General features: G+C 64.0%; 16 protein-coding genes and 2 pseudogenes. 13 read left to right on the top strand and 5 right to left on the bottom strand.

The window, feature by feature from the left end:
- Window positions 1-75: 75 nt before the first annotated feature.
- From AAFX91_RS26465 to AAFX91_RS26435, 7 genes and pseudogenes are all read left to right on the top strand, one after another.
- Window positions 76-879: pseudogene (locus tag AAFX91_RS26465) on the top strand (hydrogenase 4 subunit B); the annotation flags it as partial.
- Complete coding sequence (locus AAFX91_RS26460; RefSeq protein ID WP_130580438.1) at window positions 870-1,829, top strand: respiratory chain complex I subunit 1 family protein; 960 nt, start codon at window positions 870-872, stop codon at window positions 1,827-1,829. The pseudogene AAFX91_RS26465 and the gene AAFX91_RS26460, both read left to right, overlap by 10 nt.
- A complete protein-coding gene (locus AAFX91_RS26455) occupies window positions 1,829-2,497 on the top strand; it encodes a hydrogenase-4 component E (protein WP_130580437.1) in 669 nt (222 codons plus the stop codon). Before AAFX91_RS26460 ends, AAFX91_RS26455 begins: the two co-directional genes overlap by 1 nt.
- Entirely contained in the window at window positions 2,494-3,945 is a 1,452-nt protein-coding gene (locus AAFX91_RS26450; protein WP_394568614.1) for a hydrogenase 4 subunit F, read from the top strand. The genes AAFX91_RS26455 and AAFX91_RS26450 overlap by 4 nt, the downstream gene beginning before the upstream one ends.
- Before the next feature lie 17 nt (window positions 3,946-3,962).
- Entirely contained in the window at window positions 3,963-5,474 is a 1,512-nt protein-coding gene (locus AAFX91_RS26445; RefSeq protein ID WP_130580435.1) for an NADH-quinone oxidoreductase subunit C, read from the top strand.
- A gap of 8 nt (window positions 5,475-5,482) precedes the next feature.
- Window positions 5,483-6,016, top strand: coding sequence for an NADH-quinone oxidoreductase subunit B family protein (locus AAFX91_RS26440; RefSeq protein ID WP_130580434.1), 534 nt, complete (start codon window positions 5,483-5,485; stop codon window positions 6,014-6,016).
- A 20-nt stretch (window positions 6,017-6,036) separates the two neighbouring features.
- The gene (locus AAFX91_RS26435; protein WP_394568613.1) at window positions 6,037-6,492 is read left to right on the top strand and encodes a hypothetical protein; all 456 of its coding nucleotides are present in this window, start codon (window positions 6,037-6,039) and stop codon (window positions 6,490-6,492) included.
- Between the two features lie 18 nt (window positions 6,493-6,510).
- Here the strand turns inward: AAFX91_RS26435 and queF are convergent, their stop codons facing one another.
- On the bottom strand, window positions 6,511-6,963 hold the full coding sequence (gene queF, locus AAFX91_RS26430) for a preQ(1) synthase (protein WP_027579121.1): 453 nt from the start codon (window positions 6,961-6,963) through the stop codon (window positions 6,511-6,513).
- Between the two features lie 116 nt (window positions 6,964-7,079).
- Window positions 7,080-8,081 carry a lyase gene (locus tag AAFX91_RS26425; RefSeq protein ID WP_394568612.1) on the bottom strand — a complete coding sequence of 334 codons (1,002 nt, stop codon included), beginning with the start codon at window positions 8,079-8,081 and terminating at the stop codon, window positions 7,080-7,082.
- A gap of 167 nt (window positions 8,082-8,248) precedes the next feature.
- Here AAFX91_RS26425 and eno point away from each other — a divergent pair, with 167 nt between their 5' ends.
- The 6 genes from eno (at window position 8,249) to AAFX91_RS26395 (ending at window position 14,910) form a co-directional block, all read left to right on the top strand.
- The gene (gene eno / locus AAFX91_RS26420) at window positions 8,249-9,532 is read left to right on the top strand and encodes a phosphopyruvate hydratase (protein ID WP_394568611.1); all 1,284 of its coding nucleotides are present in this window, start codon (window positions 8,249-8,251) and stop codon (window positions 9,530-9,532) included.
- A gap of 167 nt (window positions 9,533-9,699) precedes the next feature.
- Complete coding sequence (locus AAFX91_RS26415; RefSeq protein ID WP_394568610.1) at window positions 9,700-10,836, top strand: zinc-binding dehydrogenase; 1,137 nt, start codon at window positions 9,700-9,702, stop codon at window positions 10,834-10,836.
- A 251-nt stretch (window positions 10,837-11,087) separates the two neighbouring features.
- Window positions 11,088-11,639, top strand: a complete 552-nt coding sequence (locus AAFX91_RS26410; RefSeq protein WP_282527061.1) for an NADPH-dependent FMN reductase — start codon at window positions 11,088-11,090, stop codon at window positions 11,637-11,639.
- A 45-nt stretch (window positions 11,640-11,684) separates the two neighbouring features.
- Window positions 11,685-12,002 (top strand): septum formation initiator family protein, encoded by a 318-nt coding sequence (locus AAFX91_RS26405; RefSeq protein WP_130580428.1) that lies wholly within the window; start codon window positions 11,685-11,687, stop codon window positions 12,000-12,002.
- 200 nt (window positions 12,003-12,202) lie between these two features.
- On the top strand, window positions 12,203-13,168 hold the full coding sequence (locus AAFX91_RS26400) for a GAF domain-containing protein (protein WP_394568609.1): 966 nt from the start codon (window positions 12,203-12,205) through the stop codon (window positions 13,166-13,168).
- A 230-nt stretch (window positions 13,169-13,398) separates the two neighbouring features.
- Window positions 13,399-14,910, top strand: a complete 1,512-nt coding sequence (locus AAFX91_RS26395; RefSeq protein ID WP_394568608.1) for a helicase HerA domain-containing protein — start codon at window positions 13,399-13,401, stop codon at window positions 14,908-14,910.
- Window positions 14,911-14,960: 50 nt separating this feature from the next.
- On the opposite strand, the gene AAFX91_RS26390 is transcribed toward AAFX91_RS26395, so the two are convergent.
- The 3 genes and pseudogenes from AAFX91_RS26390 to AAFX91_RS26380 all read right to left on the bottom strand — a co-directional run.
- Window positions 14,961-15,206 carry a hypothetical protein gene (locus AAFX91_RS26390; protein ID WP_394568607.1) on the bottom strand — a complete coding sequence of 82 codons (246 nt, stop codon included), beginning with the start codon at window positions 15,204-15,206 and terminating at the stop codon, window positions 14,961-14,963.
- Window positions 15,207-15,280: 74 nt separating this feature from the next.
- On the bottom strand, window positions 15,281-16,288 hold the full coding sequence (locus AAFX91_RS26385; RefSeq protein ID WP_394568606.1) for a M12 family metallopeptidase: 1,008 nt from the start codon (window positions 16,286-16,288) through the stop codon (window positions 15,281-15,283).
- 1 nt (window position 16,289) lies between these two features.
- Window positions 16,290-17,706: pseudogene (locus AAFX91_RS26380) on the bottom strand (hypothetical protein); the annotation flags it as partial.

Below are 17,706 nucleotides of genomic sequence, written 5' to 3'. Positions count from 1 at the left end.
GACGCAACCTCGGACCGGCCGACAGTCGGAGCTACATCCGTCAAGCGAAAGTAACATCCTCAGGTGAGGCAATACGAATGGCTGATGTTCCAGGCCGTGCTGCAAAGTCCGGACCTGCCGCAATGGGCGCTGAAGATCATGGTGCCCGCGGTCGGTGCGGCGCTGGCCCTTGCGGCAGCGCTGGCGGCGGCCTGTTTCGTCAAGGCTTATGGTGTCACGTTCCTCGGGCGGCCGCGCAGCGCGCCAGCAGAGACGGCGGGCGAAGTCGATCGCTATTCGCTCACTGCGATGTTCATTCTTGCCGCCTTGTGCCTGTTCGCCGGCATCCTGCCGGGCCTGGTGATCGACGCGCTTTCGCCCGTCAGCATCGACATCGTCGGTGGCCGCATGCCGGTCCAGGCCAACGAAGCCTGGCTCTCGATCGTGCCGATCGCCGACAGCCGCAGTTCATATAACGGACTGCTGGTGATGGTGTTCATCACGATCTGTGCCTCGTCGGCCGCGTTCTTCATCCATCGCTTCGCTTCCCGCGCGCTGAGGCGAGGGCCGGCGTGGGGGTGCGGATTTTCCGATCCCGTACCGGCTGCGCAATATTCCGGCGAAAGCTTCGCCCAGCCGATCCGCCGCGTGTTCGGCACGCTCGCCTTCCATGCCCGCGATCACGTAGCGATGCCGCCTCCGGGAGATACAAGGCCGGCGCGCCTCAGGATCGAATTGCATGATCTGGTGTGGGAGCGAGGCTATCGGCCGATCGCAGAGGCGGTCGGCTTTTCCGCCGGGTGGCTCAATCGCCTGCAATTCCTGACCATCCGCCGCTATCTCAGTCTTGTTTTCGCAACGCTCGTCACGCTGCTGCTGGTGCTCGCGATATGGTCGTGATCTCCGACATCATGGTTCAGGGCGCGCAGATGCTGCTGGTGCTGCTGCTCGCGCCGCTGCTGACCGGCTTCGTGCGCAAGGTCAAGGCCCGCCTGGTGCGCCGCGAGGGAGCTTCGGTCTTTCAGCCTTACCGCGACCTGCTGCGGCTGATGCGCAAGGAAGTGGTGCTCGCCGACAATGCGTCGTGGCTGTTCCGGGTAACGCCCTACGTGACCTTTGCCGCGATCTGGGTTGCCGCTGCCCTGGTGCCGACGTTCGCGACCGGCCTTCTGTTCAACTGGACGGCGGACCTGATCGCCATCGTCGCGCTGCTCGGAAGCGCGCGCTTCTTCCTGGCGCTCGCGGGCATGGATGTCGGCACCAGCTTCGGCGGCATCGGCTCCAGCCGCGAAGTCATGATCGCCGCGCTGGCGGAGCCGGCGATGCTGCTGATGGTGTTCTGCCTGGCTTTGGTCGCCGGGTCGACGCAACTGTCGACTGTCGCGAACGTCCTGGCCTCGTCCTACGTCGGACTACGGGTATCGCTTGGAATGGCGCTGATTGCGCTGATCATGGTCGCGCTGGCGGAGAACGGGCGCATCCCGATCGACAATCCGGCGACGCATCTCGAGCTGACCATGGTCCATGAGGCGATGGTTCTCGAATATTCGGGACGCCATCTCGCGATGATCGAATTCGGCGCCTTCCTCAAGCTGCTACTCTACATTTCGCTGATCGCCTGCGTGTTCATGCCCTGGAAGATCGCGGTGTTTGGCTCCGGCACGGTGGCGGCCTACGCGATCGGTGCCGGCGCCTATCTCGTCAAGCTCGCGGTTGCAGGTTTCCTGCTGGCGCTGTTCGAGACGGCGACGGCGAAAATGCGGGTGTTCCGCGTTCCGCAGTTCCTGGGCGCCGCGCTGATGCTCGGCCTGCTTGGAACGCTGCTGCTGTTCGTTTCGAGGAGCTTCTGATGCAATTGCACAGTCTCGCCTTCGACGTTTCCCATACGCTCGCCGGCGGGCTGGTCCTGATCAGTTTCCTGATGCTGTACCAGGACCGGCTCTATTCGTTGCTCAATGTGTTTGCGCTGCACGCCGTGGTGCTCGCACTTTCAGTCGCTTGGCAGGCCTTCATCCAGGACGCGCCGCATCTCTACGTCACGGCAGCCATCGCGCTGGTCTTCAAGGCGATCATCATCCCGGTGGCGTTGCATCGTATCGTGCAGCGGCTCGGAATCCACCGCGACATCGAGGCCGCAGTCGGAATCGGTCCGACCATGCTGGCCGGGATGGGGCTGGTGGCGCTCTCGATGGTGCTGATGCTGCGGGTCACGCCGGAGGCAGACCCATTGGCGCGCGAGGACCTGGCGTTCGCGCTCTCGGTCGTGCTGCTCGGACTGTTGGTCATGGTGACACGGCGCAACGCCGTGAGCCAGGTGGTCGGCTTCATGTCGCTGGAGAACGGGCTGGTGCTGGCGGCCACCGGCGCCAAGGGCATGCCGCTCGTGGTCGAGATCAGCGTGGCATTCTCGATCCTGATCGCGTTCATCGTGATCGGCATCTTCCTGTTCCGGATTCGGGAGCGGTTCGATTCCGTCGACGTCTCCACGCTCGATGACTTCCGGGGAGAGCGGCGATGACCGGGCTCTCGTTCGATCCCGCGGCGGCCGTGCTGTGGATCCCGGCTGCATCGGCGCTGCTGCTCGCTGCGTTGCCCGACTACCGCCTGACGGCGCGCCTCAACATCGTGGCCAGTTTGGCGACCTTCGTTGCGGCGCTGTCGCTGTTCCTGATCGATCGTCCGCCGCCCGGGGCCTATCTGCTGGTGGACGACCTCAACATCGTCTTCATCGTCCTCAATACCTTCGTCGGATTCACGACCAGCATCTTCAGCGCAGGCTACATCGCGCATGAACTTGAAACCGGGCGGCTGACGCCGGTCTATCTGCGCTTCTACCACGCGATGTATCAGACCATGATGTTCGGCATGAATCTCGCATTCGTGTCGAACAATATCGGGCTGATGTGGGTCGCCGTCGAGGTGGCGACACTGACGACGGTGCTGATGGTCGGTATCTACCGAACGCATGCGGCGCTCGAGGCGGCCTGGAAATATTTCATCCTCGGCAGCGTCGGGATTGCGTTCGCGCTGTTCGGGACGATCCTGGTTTACATGGCGGCGCGACCGATCGTGGGCGAGGGGCCGGACGCCATGGTGTGGACCGTATTGGTCGGGCAGACCGCGAAGTTCGATCCGGCATTGCTCAACGTGGCCTTCGTCTTCCTGCTGCTCGGCTACGGCACGAAAGTAGGCCTGGCGCCGCTGCATGCGTGGCTTCCCGATGCGCATGCAGAAGGCCCGACGCCGATATCGGCGGTCTTGTCGGGACTCCTGCTCAACGTCGCGCTCTACGCGCTGTTGCGCTTCAAGATCCTGCTCGCCGCCAGCCCCGGTGCGATCGCGCCGGGCCCGCTGATGGTGACGATGGGGCTGATTTCCGTTGTGTTCGCTGCGTTCATGCTCTACCGGCGGCGCGACATCAAGCGCCTGTTCGCGTACTCGTCGATCGAGCACATGGGCATCATCGTGTTCGCATTCGGAATGGGCGGTCCGCTGGCCAACTTCGCCGGCCTGCTGCACATGGTGATGCACAGCCTGACGAAGTCGGCGATCTTCTTCGCCGTCGGTCACATTTCGCAGATCGAGGGCACGCAGCGCATTGCGCGGATACGGGGATTGACGGTGACCCATCCGGCGCTCGGGTGGGGGCTCGTGGTGGGTGTCGTAGCGATCGCCGGACTTCCGCCGCTCGGCATCTTCATGAGCGAATTCCTGGTCGTGAGTTCGACATTCGCGCGGCAGCCTTTGCTCGCCCTCGTGCTTGTCTTCGGCATCCTGGTCGCGTTCGGCGCACTGATCCTTCGTCTGACCAATGTCGCATTCGGCGAGCCGCGCGGCAGCAAGGCGCCGGCGGACGCTTCCTATCTGCCGATGTTTGCGCATCTCGCGCTGGTGCTGATCGCGGGCATCTATTTTCCTGGCCCGCTCGTCGACTGGTTTCAACATGTGGCGCGGCTCCTGGGATAGAGTGAGGAGGTCAGGCCATGCCCTCGCTGATTGATCTCGTCCTGACCGGCCGCCCGGCCGAGCGCCACGCGCCCTGGCGGCGGGCGATCGTCGACGCTGACACCTGGAATCTCGCCGCCGGCGAATTGGCGTCCGGCCGATGGAGCCTGCTCGGCCTGTGGGGTGAGCAAGCGATGGTGCACATGGCGGTGCGGGAGGAGGAGGCCGCGGAGATCGCAGTCCTCAGCCTCGAATGTGCGGACCGGCGTTTTCCGTCGATCGGACGGCATCACCCGCCGGCGCTTCGTCCTGAGCGCACCATCACTGATTTGTTTGGTCTTACGGCTGAGGGCTCGCCCGATGCGCGCCCGTGGCTCGATCACGGCGAGTGGGGCGTCCGGCATCCGCTCGGCGATTCCGTCGCGTCGCCTGTCAACTCGGCAGCTTACGCGTTTCTTTCCGCCGACGGCCCGGGCCTGCATCAGATCGCGGTCGGGCCGGTGCATGCCGGCATCATCGAGCCCGGGCACTTCCGCTTCAGTGCAAGCGGGGAAACCGTGGTCCGGCTCGAGCAGCGTCTTGGTTACGTCCACAAGGGCATCGACGGACTGATGGTGGGAGCGGACATCGATCGGGCGGTCCGGCTCGCCGGCCGTGTCTCCGGAGACAGCACGGTTGCTTACGCGCTCGCGTTCTCGCAGGCAGTGGAGGCGGCGCTGGGGCTCAAGGCGCCGTCCCGCGCGGTCTGGCTGCGGGCGCTGCTTGCGGAGCTTGAGCGGCTGGCCAATCATCTCGGCGACATCGGCGCCATCTGCAACGACGCGTCGTTCAACCTGATGCAGGCCCATTGCAACATCCTGCGCGAAGGAATCCTCCGCGCGGCCGATAGCGCCTTCGGTCACCGCCTGATGCGGGACATCATCGTTCCCGGCGGCATCGTCCGCGATCTCGACGAAAGCGGACGAGCAGCGATCCGCACGGTTCTCGACGATATCAGGCGGCGCTTTCCGGCGCTGATCGAGCTCTACGACAACACGGCATCGCTGCAGGATCGCACTGTCGCTACCGGGATCGTCACAGCGGCTCTGGCAAGACAATATGCTGCGGGCGGCTATGTCGGCCGCGCGTCCGGACGCGTATTCGATGCCCGTTGCAGTCCGGGCTACGCTCCGTATGATGGGCTGCGCTTCGAGGTGCCGGTGCTCGACGACGGCGATGTGAACGCACGCATCTGGATCCGAATTCGCGAAGTCGAGCAGAGCCTGTCCTTGACGGGGCAGATCCTGGACCGGCTGCCCGACGGTGAACTGCGCGTGCCGGTGCCCTCCCAAGCGGCGCCGCGAGAGGGCATGGCATTGGTCGAAGGCTTCAGGGGCGACATCATGGTGTGGCTCCGGCTCGCTGGCGGCCGGATCGACCGCTGTTATCTCCGCGACCCATCCTGGTTTCAGTGGCCGCTGCTGGAAGCGGCCATCGAGAACAACATCGTCGCGGATTTTCCACTCTGCAACAAATCGTTCAACTGCTCCTATTCCGGGCATGACGTTTAGGAGAAGACATGCGCAAGCTTCTCTTTCAGAGTCTGTTCCGAAGCCCGCTCGCGGAGCAGCCGCCGCTGCCCGAACAAGCCGCCGTCGACGAACTGGCGGCGGCGTTCCAGCGTGCGGCGCGGCGGCGCCTCGGCAGAAGCCTGTCGATCCGCGAAATCGATGCCGGCTCGTGCAACGGCTGTGAGCTCGAGATTCACGCGCTCAGCAATGCCTACTACGACGTCGAGCGCTTCGGAATCCGCTTCGTTGCTTCGCCGCGCCACGCTGATGTGCTGATGGTGACCGGGCCGGTGACGAAGAACATGCGCGAGGCGCTGGAGCGGACCTATCATGCGACCCCCAATCCGAAATGGGTCGTCGCCGTCGGTGATTGTGCGCGCGACGGCGGTTGCTTTGCCGGCAGCTATGCGGTCGTCGGAGGAGTCTCGCAGGTCGTTCCCGTTGATCTTCATATTCCCGGTTGTCCGCCGTCGCCGGTCAAGATCCTGCAGGGACTGCTCTCTCTGCTCGATCGTACGGCGGCAAATGGCAGTTCGAGTTGAGGGGCGGGGAACGACTTCAGTTGTTCCAGGCCGGCCTGGTCGCCGGGTGTGTTCAAGTCGCTGTCGTCCTCGTAGTCACGCCGCTCGTGATCTCGTTCGCGTCGGGCTCCGATAACGACCGGGCATTTTCCGTCGTTGCGTCGCTGCGATCGGTCTACCTGTTGTTGGCCGCAGGAGTGGCGCTGACCAAGTGCCGCTATGTTGCGTCGACGAGCGCGCGAATCCGCCACGCGTCGCGCCGGCTATCGCCGTCGGAGCCGGAGCGCGTCGCCGGCACGCTCGCGATATGTCTGCTGGTTGCGGCCTTCGGATGCGCGTCGTTCGCCCTCCAGCCGCCGCCGGACATGCTGGCGGCCATGAATTGGCATCTCGGCGGTCACAATGCCGGCCCCATCGTGTGGCCGGCATTGATGAGCGTGGGGGTGGCGGGCTTCGGCTCGAACGCCCATGCCGCGGTCGATGCCTATCGGCTCTGACCGCGAAAAGGGTGTGGTTCAACCCCGCCCGCGATAGGGCGCGACGCCCTGGTCGGGGACCCAAACGCCCTTGGGCAGGCGCCCGGTCTGGAAGAACACGTCGATTGGAATGCCGCCGCGCGGATACCAATAGCCGCCGATGCGGAGCCATTTCGGCTTGATCTCGCTTGCGATCCGCTTGCCGATCATCACCGTGCAGTCTTCGTGGAAGGCGCCGTGATTGCGGAAGCTCGCGGCGTAGAGCTTCAGCGATTTGGACTCGAGCAGCCAGCGGCCCGGTACGTAGTCGATCACCAGATGCGCGAAGTCCGGCTGGCCCGTCACCGGGCAGATCGAGGTGAATTCCGGCACGGCGAACCGCACCAGGTAATCGGTGCCTGCTTGCGGATTGGGAACGCGGTCGAGCACGGCCTTGTCCGGGGTGTCCGGCCATTTGACGGCACGGCCGAGCTGCAGGGGTCTTTGCGCCATGAAATCTGTCCTTTGGGGATCGCTGACATGGACGCAAGCGGGATTGTTCGTCAACCGTCAAGGCGAGGCGCAAGCGTGTCACATCACGGACGATTGCCAGCAGGCTTGCACGGGATCTATGCCGGCGCCGCGGTTTGAATCATGACGAGACGGTCGTTGCCGGATTCTCCGCCCCAGGTCTCGCCCGGCCGGCCGTCGAGCTGCCGCGCATTCGCGCCGGGTTTGTCGCTCGGGAACGAGCGAAACGCCTGCGTCAGCGGATCGAAACGTACGATCGCGTTGGCCGAGAAATCGGTGAGCCAGACCTTGTCCTTGTCATCGACATAGACGGCATAAGCGCGCGGGTTGTCGCCCGGCAATTTCCAGGTTTTCCAGGAGCCATCGGCGGGCTCGTGCATTGACACCTGACCGCTGTTCCATTCGCTGATCCACAGCCGGCTCCGTGAATCCGACCAGATCCGCCGCGCGCCTTGCTTCGGCGTGGGCGGCTCGACCACGTTCGCTCGCCCCGTCGCGAGATCGATCCTGGCGATGTGACTTCCCGCAAGTGAGGCGTACCAGACATCGCCCTTCGGCGTGACCGTGATGCCGTAGGGGCCGACGCCTCTCGGCGCCTCGAATACTTTCATCGCGCCGGATTTGGGATCGAGCCGGCCGTAGTAGCCGGACTGACCGGTGAACCAGTAGATCCCGCTTTTGTCGAACACGCCGGTATTGAGATTGGCGTAGGCGAATTTTTCGGGCAGTGGAAACAGCGTCACCTTGTGATCGCCGGGATCGACGCGGGCAATCGCATTCTGTCCACCCTCGGTGATCCACGGCGCGCCATCCGAACCAAGGGTAACCCCGTGCGGCGCGGCGCCCTGTCCGAGGTCGATCAGCTTGAAGGTGCCGTCCCGCGGATCGAGCCGGCCGAGCTTCCCATTGCGCTGTCCGCAGAACCAGATCGTGCCGTCGGGGGCCGGCTTGACGTCGCGCGAGCCCATTCCGCGGGTTACCGGGAAATATTTCACGGGGAACGCGCCCGCCTGGGCCTCTTGGGCGCCGGCCCCGCGCAACACCGTGGGCGTGGCCAGAATTGCGGCAGCGCTTGAAGCGAGAAACTTGCGGCGATTCATTGCGTTACCCCGGCTTTGTAAAACAATGGGTTGAAACGCGAAGATCAGCATAAACCTACCACATTGCCGCGTCAGATGCGTGTCAAAGCGTAAGCGTTCACATTTGCCTGCATGCCGTGTATGACGCAGCGCATCCAACCAGAACCACACCTGAGGAAGTGCACATCATGACCGCTATCGTCGACATCATCGGCCGCGAAATTCTCGACAGCCGCGGCAATCCCACGGTCGAGGTCGATGTGGTGCTGGAAGACGGTGCGGTCGGCCGCGCCGCGGTGCCATCGGGGGCCTCCACCGGCGCGCATGAGGCGGTCGAGCTGCGCGACGGCGACAAGGCGCGCTATCTCGGCAAGGGCGTGCAGAAGGCGGTCGGCGCCGTCAACGGCGAGATCTTCGAGGCGCTCAGCGACCACGCGGTCGAGGATCAGGTCCGGATCGACCAGATCATGATCGACCTCGACGGCACGCCGAACAAGGGCCGGCTCGGCGCCAACGCCATCCTCGGCGTCTCGCTCGCCTGCGCCAAGGCGGCCGCCGAGTCCTTCGACATGCCGCTCTATCGCTACGTCGGCGGCACCTCGGCGCGGACGCTGCCGGTTCCGATGATGAACATCATCAATGGCGGCGTGCATGCCGACAACCCGATCGACTTCCAGGAATTCATGATCCTACCGGTCGGCGCCGAAACCTTCGCCGAAGCGCTGCGCTGCGGCTCGGAAATCTTCCACACGCTGCGCGGCGAACTGAAGAAGGCCGGCCACAACACCAATGTCGGCGACGAAGGCGGCTTTGCGCCGAACCTGCCGTCCGCGGACGCCGCACTCGATTTCGTCATGAACGCGATCGGCAAGGCCAGCTACAAGGCGGGCCATGATGTGATGCTCGGGCTCGACTGCGCCTCCACCGAATTCTTCAAGGACGGCAAATACGTCTATGGCGGCGAGAACAAGACGCGCTCGCGCTCCGAGCAGGCGAAATATCTCGCCGATCTGGTCTCGCGCTATCCGATCGTCACCATCGAGGACGGCATGTCCGAAGACGACATGGAAGGCTGGAACGAACTGACCGAGCTGGTCGGTAGCAAGTGCCAGCTCGTCGGCGACGATCTCTTCGTCACCAACGTGACGCGCCTTGCCGACGGCATCAGGAGCGGCCGTGCCAATTCGATCCTGATCAAGGTCAACCAGATCGGCACGCTGACGGAGACGCTTGCGGCCGTCGAGATGGCGCACAAGGCCGGCTACACCTCGGTGATGTCGCATCGTTCCGGCGAAACGGAAGACGCCACCATCGCCGATCTCGCGGTCGCCACCAATTGCGGACAGATCAAGACCGGCTCGCTGGCGCGCTCCGACCGGACCGCGAAATACAATCAGTTGTTGCGCATCGAGCAGCAGCTCGGCAAGCAGGCACTGTACGCGGGCAAGTCGGCGTTCAAGGCGTTGGCCTAGGGCGGCTAGCGAACGTCGCCTTGGTCTCGTAGCCCGGGTGGGGCCAACGGGGCGCGCGTTCGCGCGACCCGTTGGCCCCACCCGGGCTACGCAGGCTTCGGCCCTTGTTTGTTGCGGCCGGCCCGCCTAACTGAAGGCGGCCGGACAACAAGCAAGGGAGGGGTACGATGGCATCCGACGGCAAGACTGGGCTTCAGCTCCGTTCGCTGATCAAGAAGAGTGGCGAGCTGGAAATTTCGCTTGTGGAGGTGCCAACCCCCGAACCCGGTCCGGACGAGATCGTGGTCCGCGTCGAGGCGACGCCGATCAATCCGTCCGACCTTGGGCTGCTGATCGGCCCTGCGGACCTTTCGACCGTCAAGGCCTCCGACAGCAAGGAATCTCCGGTTATCTCCGCGAAGGTGCCGCAAGCGGCGCTTGGCGGGCTCGTGGCGCGGCTCGATCAATCGATGCCTGTTGGCAACGAGGGAGCCGGCGTCGTCGTGAGGACCGGATCGTCTGATGCGGCGAAGGCGCTGCTCGGCAAGACGGTCGCGCTGCTCGGCGGCGCGATGTATGCGCAGTATCGCGTAGCGCGGGCGAGGGACGTCTTGGTGCTGCCCGAGGGCACCACGCCCGCGGAGGGCGCCTCCTGCTTCGTCAATCCGCTGACTGCGCTTGGCATGACCGAGACCATGCGGCGCGAAGGCCACAAGGCGCTGGTGCATACGGCGGCCGCCTCCAATCTCGGCCAGATGCTGAACAAGATCTGCCTCAAGGACGGCATTCCGCTGGTCAACATCGTGCGCAGCAAGGCGCAGGCCGACATCCTGCACAAGATCGGCGCCAAGCACGTCGTCGATTCCTCCGCGCCGACATTCGTGGATGACCTCACCAACGCGCTGGTCGAGACCGGCGCCACCATCGCCTTCGACGCCATCGGCGGCGGCAAGCTCGCCGGCCAGATCCTCAACGCGATGGAAGTCGCGATCAACAAGACCGCCAAGGAATACAGCCGCTACGGCTCGGCCGTGCACAAGCAGGTCTACATCTATGGCAGCCTCGATACCGGCCCGGTCGAATTGCCGCGCGGCTTCGGCATGGCCTGGGGCGTCGGTGGCTGGCTCCTGACCTACTTCCTGCAGAAGCTGCCGCCGGCGGATTTCGCAAGGTTGCGTCAGCGTGTGGTCGACGAACTCAAGACCACCTTTGCAAGCCATTACACGCAGGTGGTGTCGCTGCCGGAAGCGCTGTCGCTCTCCAACATCGCTGTTTACGCCAGGCGCGCCACCGGTGAGAAATTCCTGATCAACCCGAACAAGTAGTGCCGTAGCCCGGGTGAAGCGCCAGCGTAACCCGGGACCTTCGTAGACATTGATGCAGATGTCCCGGGTTGCGCGTTCCGCTCCACCCGGGCTACGGGGCGGCGCCCGATTTACGGTCAGCTCCCTCGTTTTCCGCCAAGCTCATTTCCGCGAACGCTGTGTTTCCGCAATTGCATGTTCCATGCACTTGCATTCTTTTCGTGGTCGCGGCTTAAGTCGCGCGTCGAACTCGTCGATCGAAGGGAACCCAAATGGCCTACACCGTCGTCACCATCGCAGGCAGCCTGCGCAAGGAAAGCTTCTCGCTGAAGATCGCTCGCGCGCTGGCAAAGCTCGCGCCGTCCTCGCTGAAGCTCGACGTTATGACCCCGAACGGCATTTCCTTCTTCAACCAGGACCTGGAGGCCAACCCGCCGGCCGACTGGTTGGCATTTCGGGAGAAGCTGCAGCAGTCGAACGGCATCCTGTTCGTGACGCCGGAATACAACCGCTCGATCCCCGGCGTCCTGAAGAACGCCATCGATGTCGGCTCACGCCCGTATGGCAAGAGCTCGTTCAACGGCAAGCCGGTCGGCATCGTCAGCAATTCGCCGGGGCCGCTCGGCGGCGTGTTAGCCGCCAAGCACCTGCAGAACATCCTGCCGGGGATTACGGGTCCGATCCTGCAGCAGCCGGAGATTTATCTGAACGCGATCAGCGATGCCTTCGACGCCGATGGCGAGGTCACCAAGGACGCGCTGCGGCAGGTGCTGCAGCAGTATATCGACGCGTTCGCGGCCCACGTTGAAAAGCACAACAAGTGATTTCGTTTTAGGAGTCCATTAACCGCGGCATCCCAAGCTAGCGGCATGGTCTCCCGCACGCGCCTCAAGTCGATCCTGACCGGGCTCGCCCTCTACACGATGGCGGCCCTGATGATCGGCTATTTCGGCGTCAATGCCTATACCGGCAAATACGGCCTGAACGCCCGGCAGGAGCTCGACCAGGAGATCATCGCGCTGACCTCCGAGTTGCAGCGGCTGAAGAAGGAACGCATCGAAGGCGAGAAGCGGGTGTCGTTGCTCCGTTCAGAGAGCCTCGACCCCGATATGCTGGACGAGCGTGCCCGCTTCCAGCTCGACTACGCCAATCCGCGTGACCTGGTGCGGATCAGCAAGTCGAACTAATTGTCGAGCCGTCCCAATTGCCGTAAGGTGGTGGAAGCGTTCCGAGCGCAGTGGCCCCAATCGGGGTAAAAAGAACGCATCAAACGCCAGCGAGCCCCGCGATGGCGGTCCAGCTCCTACCGTGACTGACTTTGACGAAGGTCAAGGAAGCCATGGTCCGCATGCCCCAATATTGGGTCAAGGGAGGGAGTATCAGCGGGATGAAGGAGCTTAAGCTCGCTCATCACGCGGCCCGTGTCGAGGCCGCGATCGAAGCCGGGCAGGCCGCGAGATCCGCGCTCGTGGCGTCATGGCGACGGTCTTCCCGATTGCATCAGCTTGATCCCGCCGGAACACGGCCGCCGCAACGGCTGACCGGGGCTGAGCTCCAAGTGGCGCGGGAGCGGGTCGCGCCGCTATTGCGCGCGGCGCAAGCCAGCATGGACCGGCTGTACCAGGCGGTGGGCGCCGCCGGCTGCTGCGTGCTGCTCGCCAATCACGACGGTATTCCGCTGGAGCGGCGCGGCCACGTGGCTGATGATTCCACCTTCGAGGACTGGGGTTTGTGGACCGGTGCGATCTGGAACGAAGAGCACGAGGGCACCAATGGCATCGGCACCTGCCTGGTCGAGCAGCGCGTCCTGACCATTGACCGCGAACAGCATTTCTTCACCCGCAACACGCTGCTGAGCTGCACCGCGGCCCCGATCTATGACGAGCACGCAAGGCTCGTCGGCGTGCTCGATGTCTCCTCGTGCCGTGCCGATCGCACTGACGCCTTCGCCAGCCTGATTGCGCTTGCTGCCGGCGAGGCGGCGCGGCGGATCGAGGCCGAGCTGTTCCGCAGCGCCTTTGCGAACGCCCGGATTGTGCTGACGCCACCGACCGAGGCCCATGGCGGCGGCTTGTTGGCGATCGACAGCGACGATCTCGTGATCGGCGCGACGCGTTCGGCGCGGCTCACCTTGGGGCTTGCGCCCGACCGCGCACTCCGGCCGGTTCCGGCCGCCGACTTGCTCGATGGTCGGGAAGGGCGCTGCGAGCACCTCGGTGACGCGCAGCGCGCGGCGCTGCAGCGGGCGTTGGCGCGTGCGCAGGGCAATGTCTCGGCCGCGGCGAAGGCGCTCGGCGTCAGCCGCGCCACCCTGCACCGCAAGCTGAAGCGCTTCGACCTCAAGGGGCATTAGAGCATGATCCGGAAAAGTGGATACCGGTTTTCCGAAAAGATCATGCTCAAACAAAGAGATGAGATCATGATCCGATTCCGTCCAATCGGATCATGATCTAAGCCGGAAACGCGCGATTCGGTGTTATCGGTGGACGCTGTGTGGAAGACGGACTGATTGGCCGTGGGGCGCTCGACGGGCTGTGATCGGGTTGATAAGCCGCTCTCCGCAAGGAGAGTTTGAGTCGGGACATGACCGTTGCGATCGAGATGGGGCACACGACGGCCGGCGCCCCGGCTGTTCTGGACCTCGAGGAATTGCTGGCGACCCGCCTCCTGGTGCAGGGCAATTCAGGCTCCGGCAAATCCCATCTGCTGCGCCGGCTGCTCGAACAGAGTGCCGCCTGGGTGCAACAGGCCATCATCGACCCCGAAGGCGATTTCGTGACGCTGGCCGATCGTTTCGGTCATCTCGTGATCGATGCCGAGGACCATACCGAGCGAGGCCTGCAGGTTGCCGGCGAGCGGGCGCGCATCCATCGCGTCTCCACCGTGCTTAATCTCGAGGGGCTGGACGCAGAGAACCAGATGCGCCGCGCCGCCGCCTTCCTCGGCGGCCTGTTCGACATCGAGCGCGACCACTGGTATCCGATGCTTGTGGTGGTGGATGAAGCGCAGCTCTTTGCGCCGGCGATCGCCGGGGAAGTTTCGGACGAGGCGCGCAAGCTCTCGCTCGGCGCCATGACGAACCTCATGTGCCGTGGCCGCAAGCGTGGGCTTGCCGGGATCATCGCAACCCAGCGACTTGCGAAGCTCGCCAAGAACGTCGCGGCCGAGGCGTCCAATTTCCTCATGGGCCGAACTTTCCTTGATATCGACATGGCGCGCGCTGCCGATCTTCTCGGCATGGAGCGGCGGCAGGCAGAGGCCTTCCGGGACCTGGAGCGTGGACAATTCATGGCGCTGGGCCCGGCGCTGTCCCGCCGTCCCCTGGGGCTGCGCATTGGCCCGACGGATACCCACGCGCGCAATGCGACGCCGCGACTGCTGCCGCTGCCGGAGGCGACGCTGGAAGACGCGCGCGCCGTGATCCTGGCAGCGCCGCCGCCCGAGGCTGGCCGGCCGCAGCGCCGGCCGGCGCCGGATCTTCTCGAACAGCTCAGGGCGGCGAAGTCCGCGGTCCCGGATATCCGTCCCGAAGCGATTGAGGTGCCAATCAGCGATGAGGAATTGGCCGAGCGGCGCGAGCAGGTGGACCGTATCCTGAGCGCCGTCCTTGCAGAACCCGATGCGGGCTTCCGCGCCATCGGTGTCCTCTATCAGGAGTTCGTGGTCCGCTGCCGGATAGAGGGCCTCGGTTCGGCGGTGCCGGACCTCAACGACTTCCGCCGCATGCTGACGCGTGCCCGCGCCGGGCTCGGCTCCGATCTGGTCGAGGATGACGCGTGGCAGGACGTCTCGCTCCGCGCCTCGATCTTGCCGGAGGACATGCAGGGCGTCTTCATGATGATCGCTCGCGCGGCGAAGGAGGGCTGGCCGTGCCCCAGCGATGCAGCGATTGCGCGCGCCTATGGCTCACACTCGTTACGCCGCGCGCAACGTCTGCTGACCTATATCGAGGATCAGGGCCTCATCGTCTGCCAGCTTGACGGTGCAGGCCGAAGGATCGTGACACTCGTCGAACTGGCCTGGGCGACAGCCCCAGGCGACCCGCACGCCGAGGAACTGCCGGCGGAGCAAGGTTGCAGCGCTGCGTCGCTATGATGCGACGATCGGGCAGGGCATATACAGCTTTTCCGCCCAATAGCTGATCGTCAGGCGGCGGCGACGACAATCGCGATCTGCCGCGTTTCCGGGGTAGCCTGCCATGGATCCCCTCTGATCACCTCGATGCGGGCTTGCCCGGATTGGAGCGCCCGAAACAACGCGCTGGTCGGCGGTCCGGCCGGGCTCAGCAGACGGCCGTCATCCGAGACCACGCCGGGCGAGAAGACCCCCACGAGTTCGACGGTCGTCCCGCCTTCCAGAACGCGCCCGCCGGTTGCCCCGAACAGCAGCAAGTCTCCCACCCGCACATGCAGCACGGGTGGGGGGGGCGTCGCATGCCTGGATCTCGATAAGGTGCGCCAAAGCGTTACTGCACCAGTTCGTCGTCCACTTCCACGTCTTCCGATGGCGACCATTCGTCGGCGAGGCCCATCCCAGCCTGGATCGACGGGGCACGCTCAGCCGACACCTTCGGGTAGATCCGCCCGGCGAACGCGGCGTCGGTGGCGTTGATGTCTATGCCTCCCCGGATCGGCTCGCCGGTTTTCGTAATCGATCCCGGAAGCTGGTAGCACATGATCGAATCCTGGTCCGGCGGGGTGCCCATGATCGTATCCTGGCTGAGCGGTGTCAGCACCTGCTGGTCCACCATCTCGCGAGACCAACCCTGTGTGCGCAGGAAGAAATCGTACGCCTTCTCTGGATCTATGAGCGCAACCAGCTCCTCACGCATGTGCTCATGCGGGAAGCCGAGCGTGTGCCCGGCTTCATGACGAACCACACGATGGAATTCGCGTTCCGGCATGTTCATCGTGAAACCCTGGAGGTTCAGCGTCGGCCGATTGCTGGGGATATGCAGAATGTCGGTGCCGAGATAGGACCAATATCCGGCTTGATTCCGCGAGATACGCACCTTCCCGACACCGCGGGTCTCCACGAACGAGATGCCGGCGGTTTGGTTCCAGGCATTCATGTGCTGAATGATCCGGCGGCGCAGATCGCTTGGCCCGCCATCCAGAAAGCTGACCGTGAGTTGCCGCTGCTGCGGGCCCCAATACTTCCCAACCAGAACTGAAATCGCTGCCGGCGAGAGCACCAGACCGCGCGCCACAGCGCCGATCGGGCCGAAGCTAACCCGATTCACGGGGTTGATTGATATTGCGGTCTTTGCGGCCTTCTCGACCAGACGATCGGGCAGTTGCTTAATCGAACAGTGCGCGTTTCTCCCACCCGCGTGGGTATGGGAACCTCGCGTCGTCTCGCCATGCGGTTTGCTATCGTCTTCGTCCGTATACGGACCGCTATCCACGGCTGTCTGAGCCACCTCCGCGATTCTCATCAAAGCCTGGCGGAGTTTCTGGTCGCTATCGCACATGTTATCCTCCTCCTCGTTGCTGCTTGCTGGCGTCGTCGACATTCTGCTGGAAGAGATGGCATTTGCTCGATCGTGGCAGGTGACGGCGCATTCCGCGTTTCGTCCACCCTTTCGAGCCGCCTTTGCTGTCAAGATAGTCTGCTTGTGCCTGTATTCGGCGTCGATCCGTAACGCTCTTGCGGATCACGTAGCGAACTTGCCCATCCGGACCCAGGATGACGGTAGAGCCGCCGAAAACTTCACTTGTTGCTTTCGAGCTCTGCTTGCACCAGCGCCGCTGGGTGATCTCGGCTACAGTATCGAAGGTGACCTGCCGGTCCGGTCCGACACGACGCAGGGATCGAATAGAACCAACAACGGCCGGATCGACGCGATCGCCCTCCAATCGGCTGTCGCCTGGCAAGGCACAGCCGAACGCATGTGCATATCCTGGCCGCATGACATAGGCCCCAAGTGCCTCGGCCTGGCGTCGCAGCTCGGTCTCATCGGCTGCTCGTCCCGGATCGCCGGCGAAGCGCATCTCCTTGAAGTGCAGGGCTTCGATCGGTTCCATCTTTCTGTCAGGCGGTCGCCACAGCAGAGAATCCTCCGCGAGGTCCGGCACGTCATCGGCGTAGATGCGGCGGCGCGCGAACGAATCGATGATGGCCTCGCGATAGCCGAAGGGATCGTCTTGAACGAGATCGAAATCCGCAGTGATCAGGGCTCGCAGATATTCGCCAAAACGCAGGTCGAACGGCGGGCAGTAGTCGATGGCACGTATGCAAATTGAAAGAAACTGCGATGCCAATGTGCTTGCCTGGTCCGCGAAAATCCCGGCGAGCTCCGGGCCGGGAGCTTCACCGGGAGCCAGACGCGCCTGGCGAAGGTACCGTTTCGTCTTCCGCCGCAGTACCGTCGCGAATGCTTCGAAGATCGCAGTTACCAGAAGCGAACCGCGCTCGTGTGGCTCGTCTCCAGCCTTGTCATACCGTTCGATGCTGCGTTCCTCGTGCTGCCCAGGGCCAGCGAGAGTGATCGCTGAGCGTAACGGTCCGCCAGAACCTGTGGCATGTCCGAATTGGGAAGCGAGTGACAGAAGCAGCTCATCGGTCTCAAGCTTGGCGCCCGACCGCTCAATCGCGGCATGAACGACATCCGAATATGAGAAGTGCATGAGGATTGCCACAAGGTCGGCAAATCCTTCGTGGAAGGCCGAGACATCCGGGTGGGTCGGCAGCCGAAAGCGCGTCCGGAGACCATCCAGCAACGCGTGAGTCATTTCGTGCACGATGATGTCGTGTGAAAGGCTGGTGAAGACCCGGCCATGGGGGCGGCTGCGCCCCTGAACGTCACCATCGGTGCATATTTCACTGATGGTGAGCAGCGATTTCGCGCGATCATGAGCGCCGAATTCAGACGATCGTGAGCAGCCCGCT

This window comes from Bradyrhizobium sp. 31Argb (assembly GCF_043638955.1).
In the GTDB taxonomy this organism is placed as follows: domain Bacteria; phylum Pseudomonadota; class Alphaproteobacteria; order Rhizobiales; family Xanthobacteraceae; genus Bradyrhizobium.
This window is presented reverse-complemented; position numbering and strand designations above follow the sequence as displayed.

What these genes read in the sequence shown, in the direction of transcription:
- queF (WP_027579121.1), bottom strand. Translation starts at nt 6,963, where the DNA reads ATGGCGCAAAGACCCCTGCAGCTCGGCCGTGCCGTCAAATGGCCGGAC.
- AAFX91_RS26450 (WP_394568614.1), top strand. Translation starts at nt 2,494, where the DNA reads ATGACCGGGCTCTCGTTCGATCCCGCGGCGGCCGTGCTGTGGATCCCG.
- AAFX91_RS26440 (WP_130580434.1), top strand. Translation starts at nt 5,483, where the DNA reads ATGCGCAAGCTTCTCTTTCAGAGTCTGTTCCGAAGCCCGCTCGCGGAG.
- AAFX91_RS26415 (WP_394568610.1), top strand. Translation starts at nt 9,700, where the DNA reads ATGGCATCCGACGGCAAGACTGGGCTTCAGCTCCGTTCGCTGATCAAG.
- AAFX91_RS26400 (WP_394568609.1), top strand. Translation starts at nt 12,203, where the DNA reads ATGAAGGAGCTTAAGCTCGCTCATCACGCGGCCCGTGTCGAGGCCGCG.
- AAFX91_RS26385 (WP_394568606.1), bottom strand. Translation starts at nt 16,288, where the DNA reads ATGTGCGATAGCGACCAGAAACTCCGCCAGGCTTTGATGAGAATCGCG.
- AAFX91_RS26455 (WP_130580437.1), top strand. Translation starts at nt 1,829, where the DNA reads ATGCAATTGCACAGTCTCGCCTTCGACGTTTCCCATACGCTCGCCGGC.
- AAFX91_RS26410 (WP_282527061.1), top strand. Translation starts at nt 11,088, where the DNA reads ATGGCCTACACCGTCGTCACCATCGCAGGCAGCCTGCGCAAGGAAAGC.
- AAFX91_RS26425 (WP_394568612.1), bottom strand. Translation starts at nt 8,081, where the DNA reads ATGAATCGCCGCAAGTTTCTCGCTTCAAGCGCTGCCGCAATTCTGGCC.
- AAFX91_RS26395 (WP_394568608.1), top strand. Translation starts at nt 13,399, where the DNA reads ATGACCGTTGCGATCGAGATGGGGCACACGACGGCCGGCGCCCCGGCT.
- eno (WP_394568611.1), top strand. Translation starts at nt 8,249, where the DNA reads ATGACCGCTATCGTCGACATCATCGGCCGCGAAATTCTCGACAGCCGC.
- AAFX91_RS26405 (WP_130580428.1), top strand. Translation starts at nt 11,685, where the DNA reads ATGGTCTCCCGCACGCGCCTCAAGTCGATCCTGACCGGGCTCGCCCTC.
- AAFX91_RS26445 (WP_130580435.1), top strand. Translation starts at nt 3,963, where the DNA reads ATGCCCTCGCTGATTGATCTCGTCCTGACCGGCCGCCCGGCCGAGCGC.
- AAFX91_RS26460 (WP_130580438.1), top strand. Translation starts at nt 870, where the DNA reads ATGGTCGTGATCTCCGACATCATGGTTCAGGGCGCGCAGATGCTGCTG.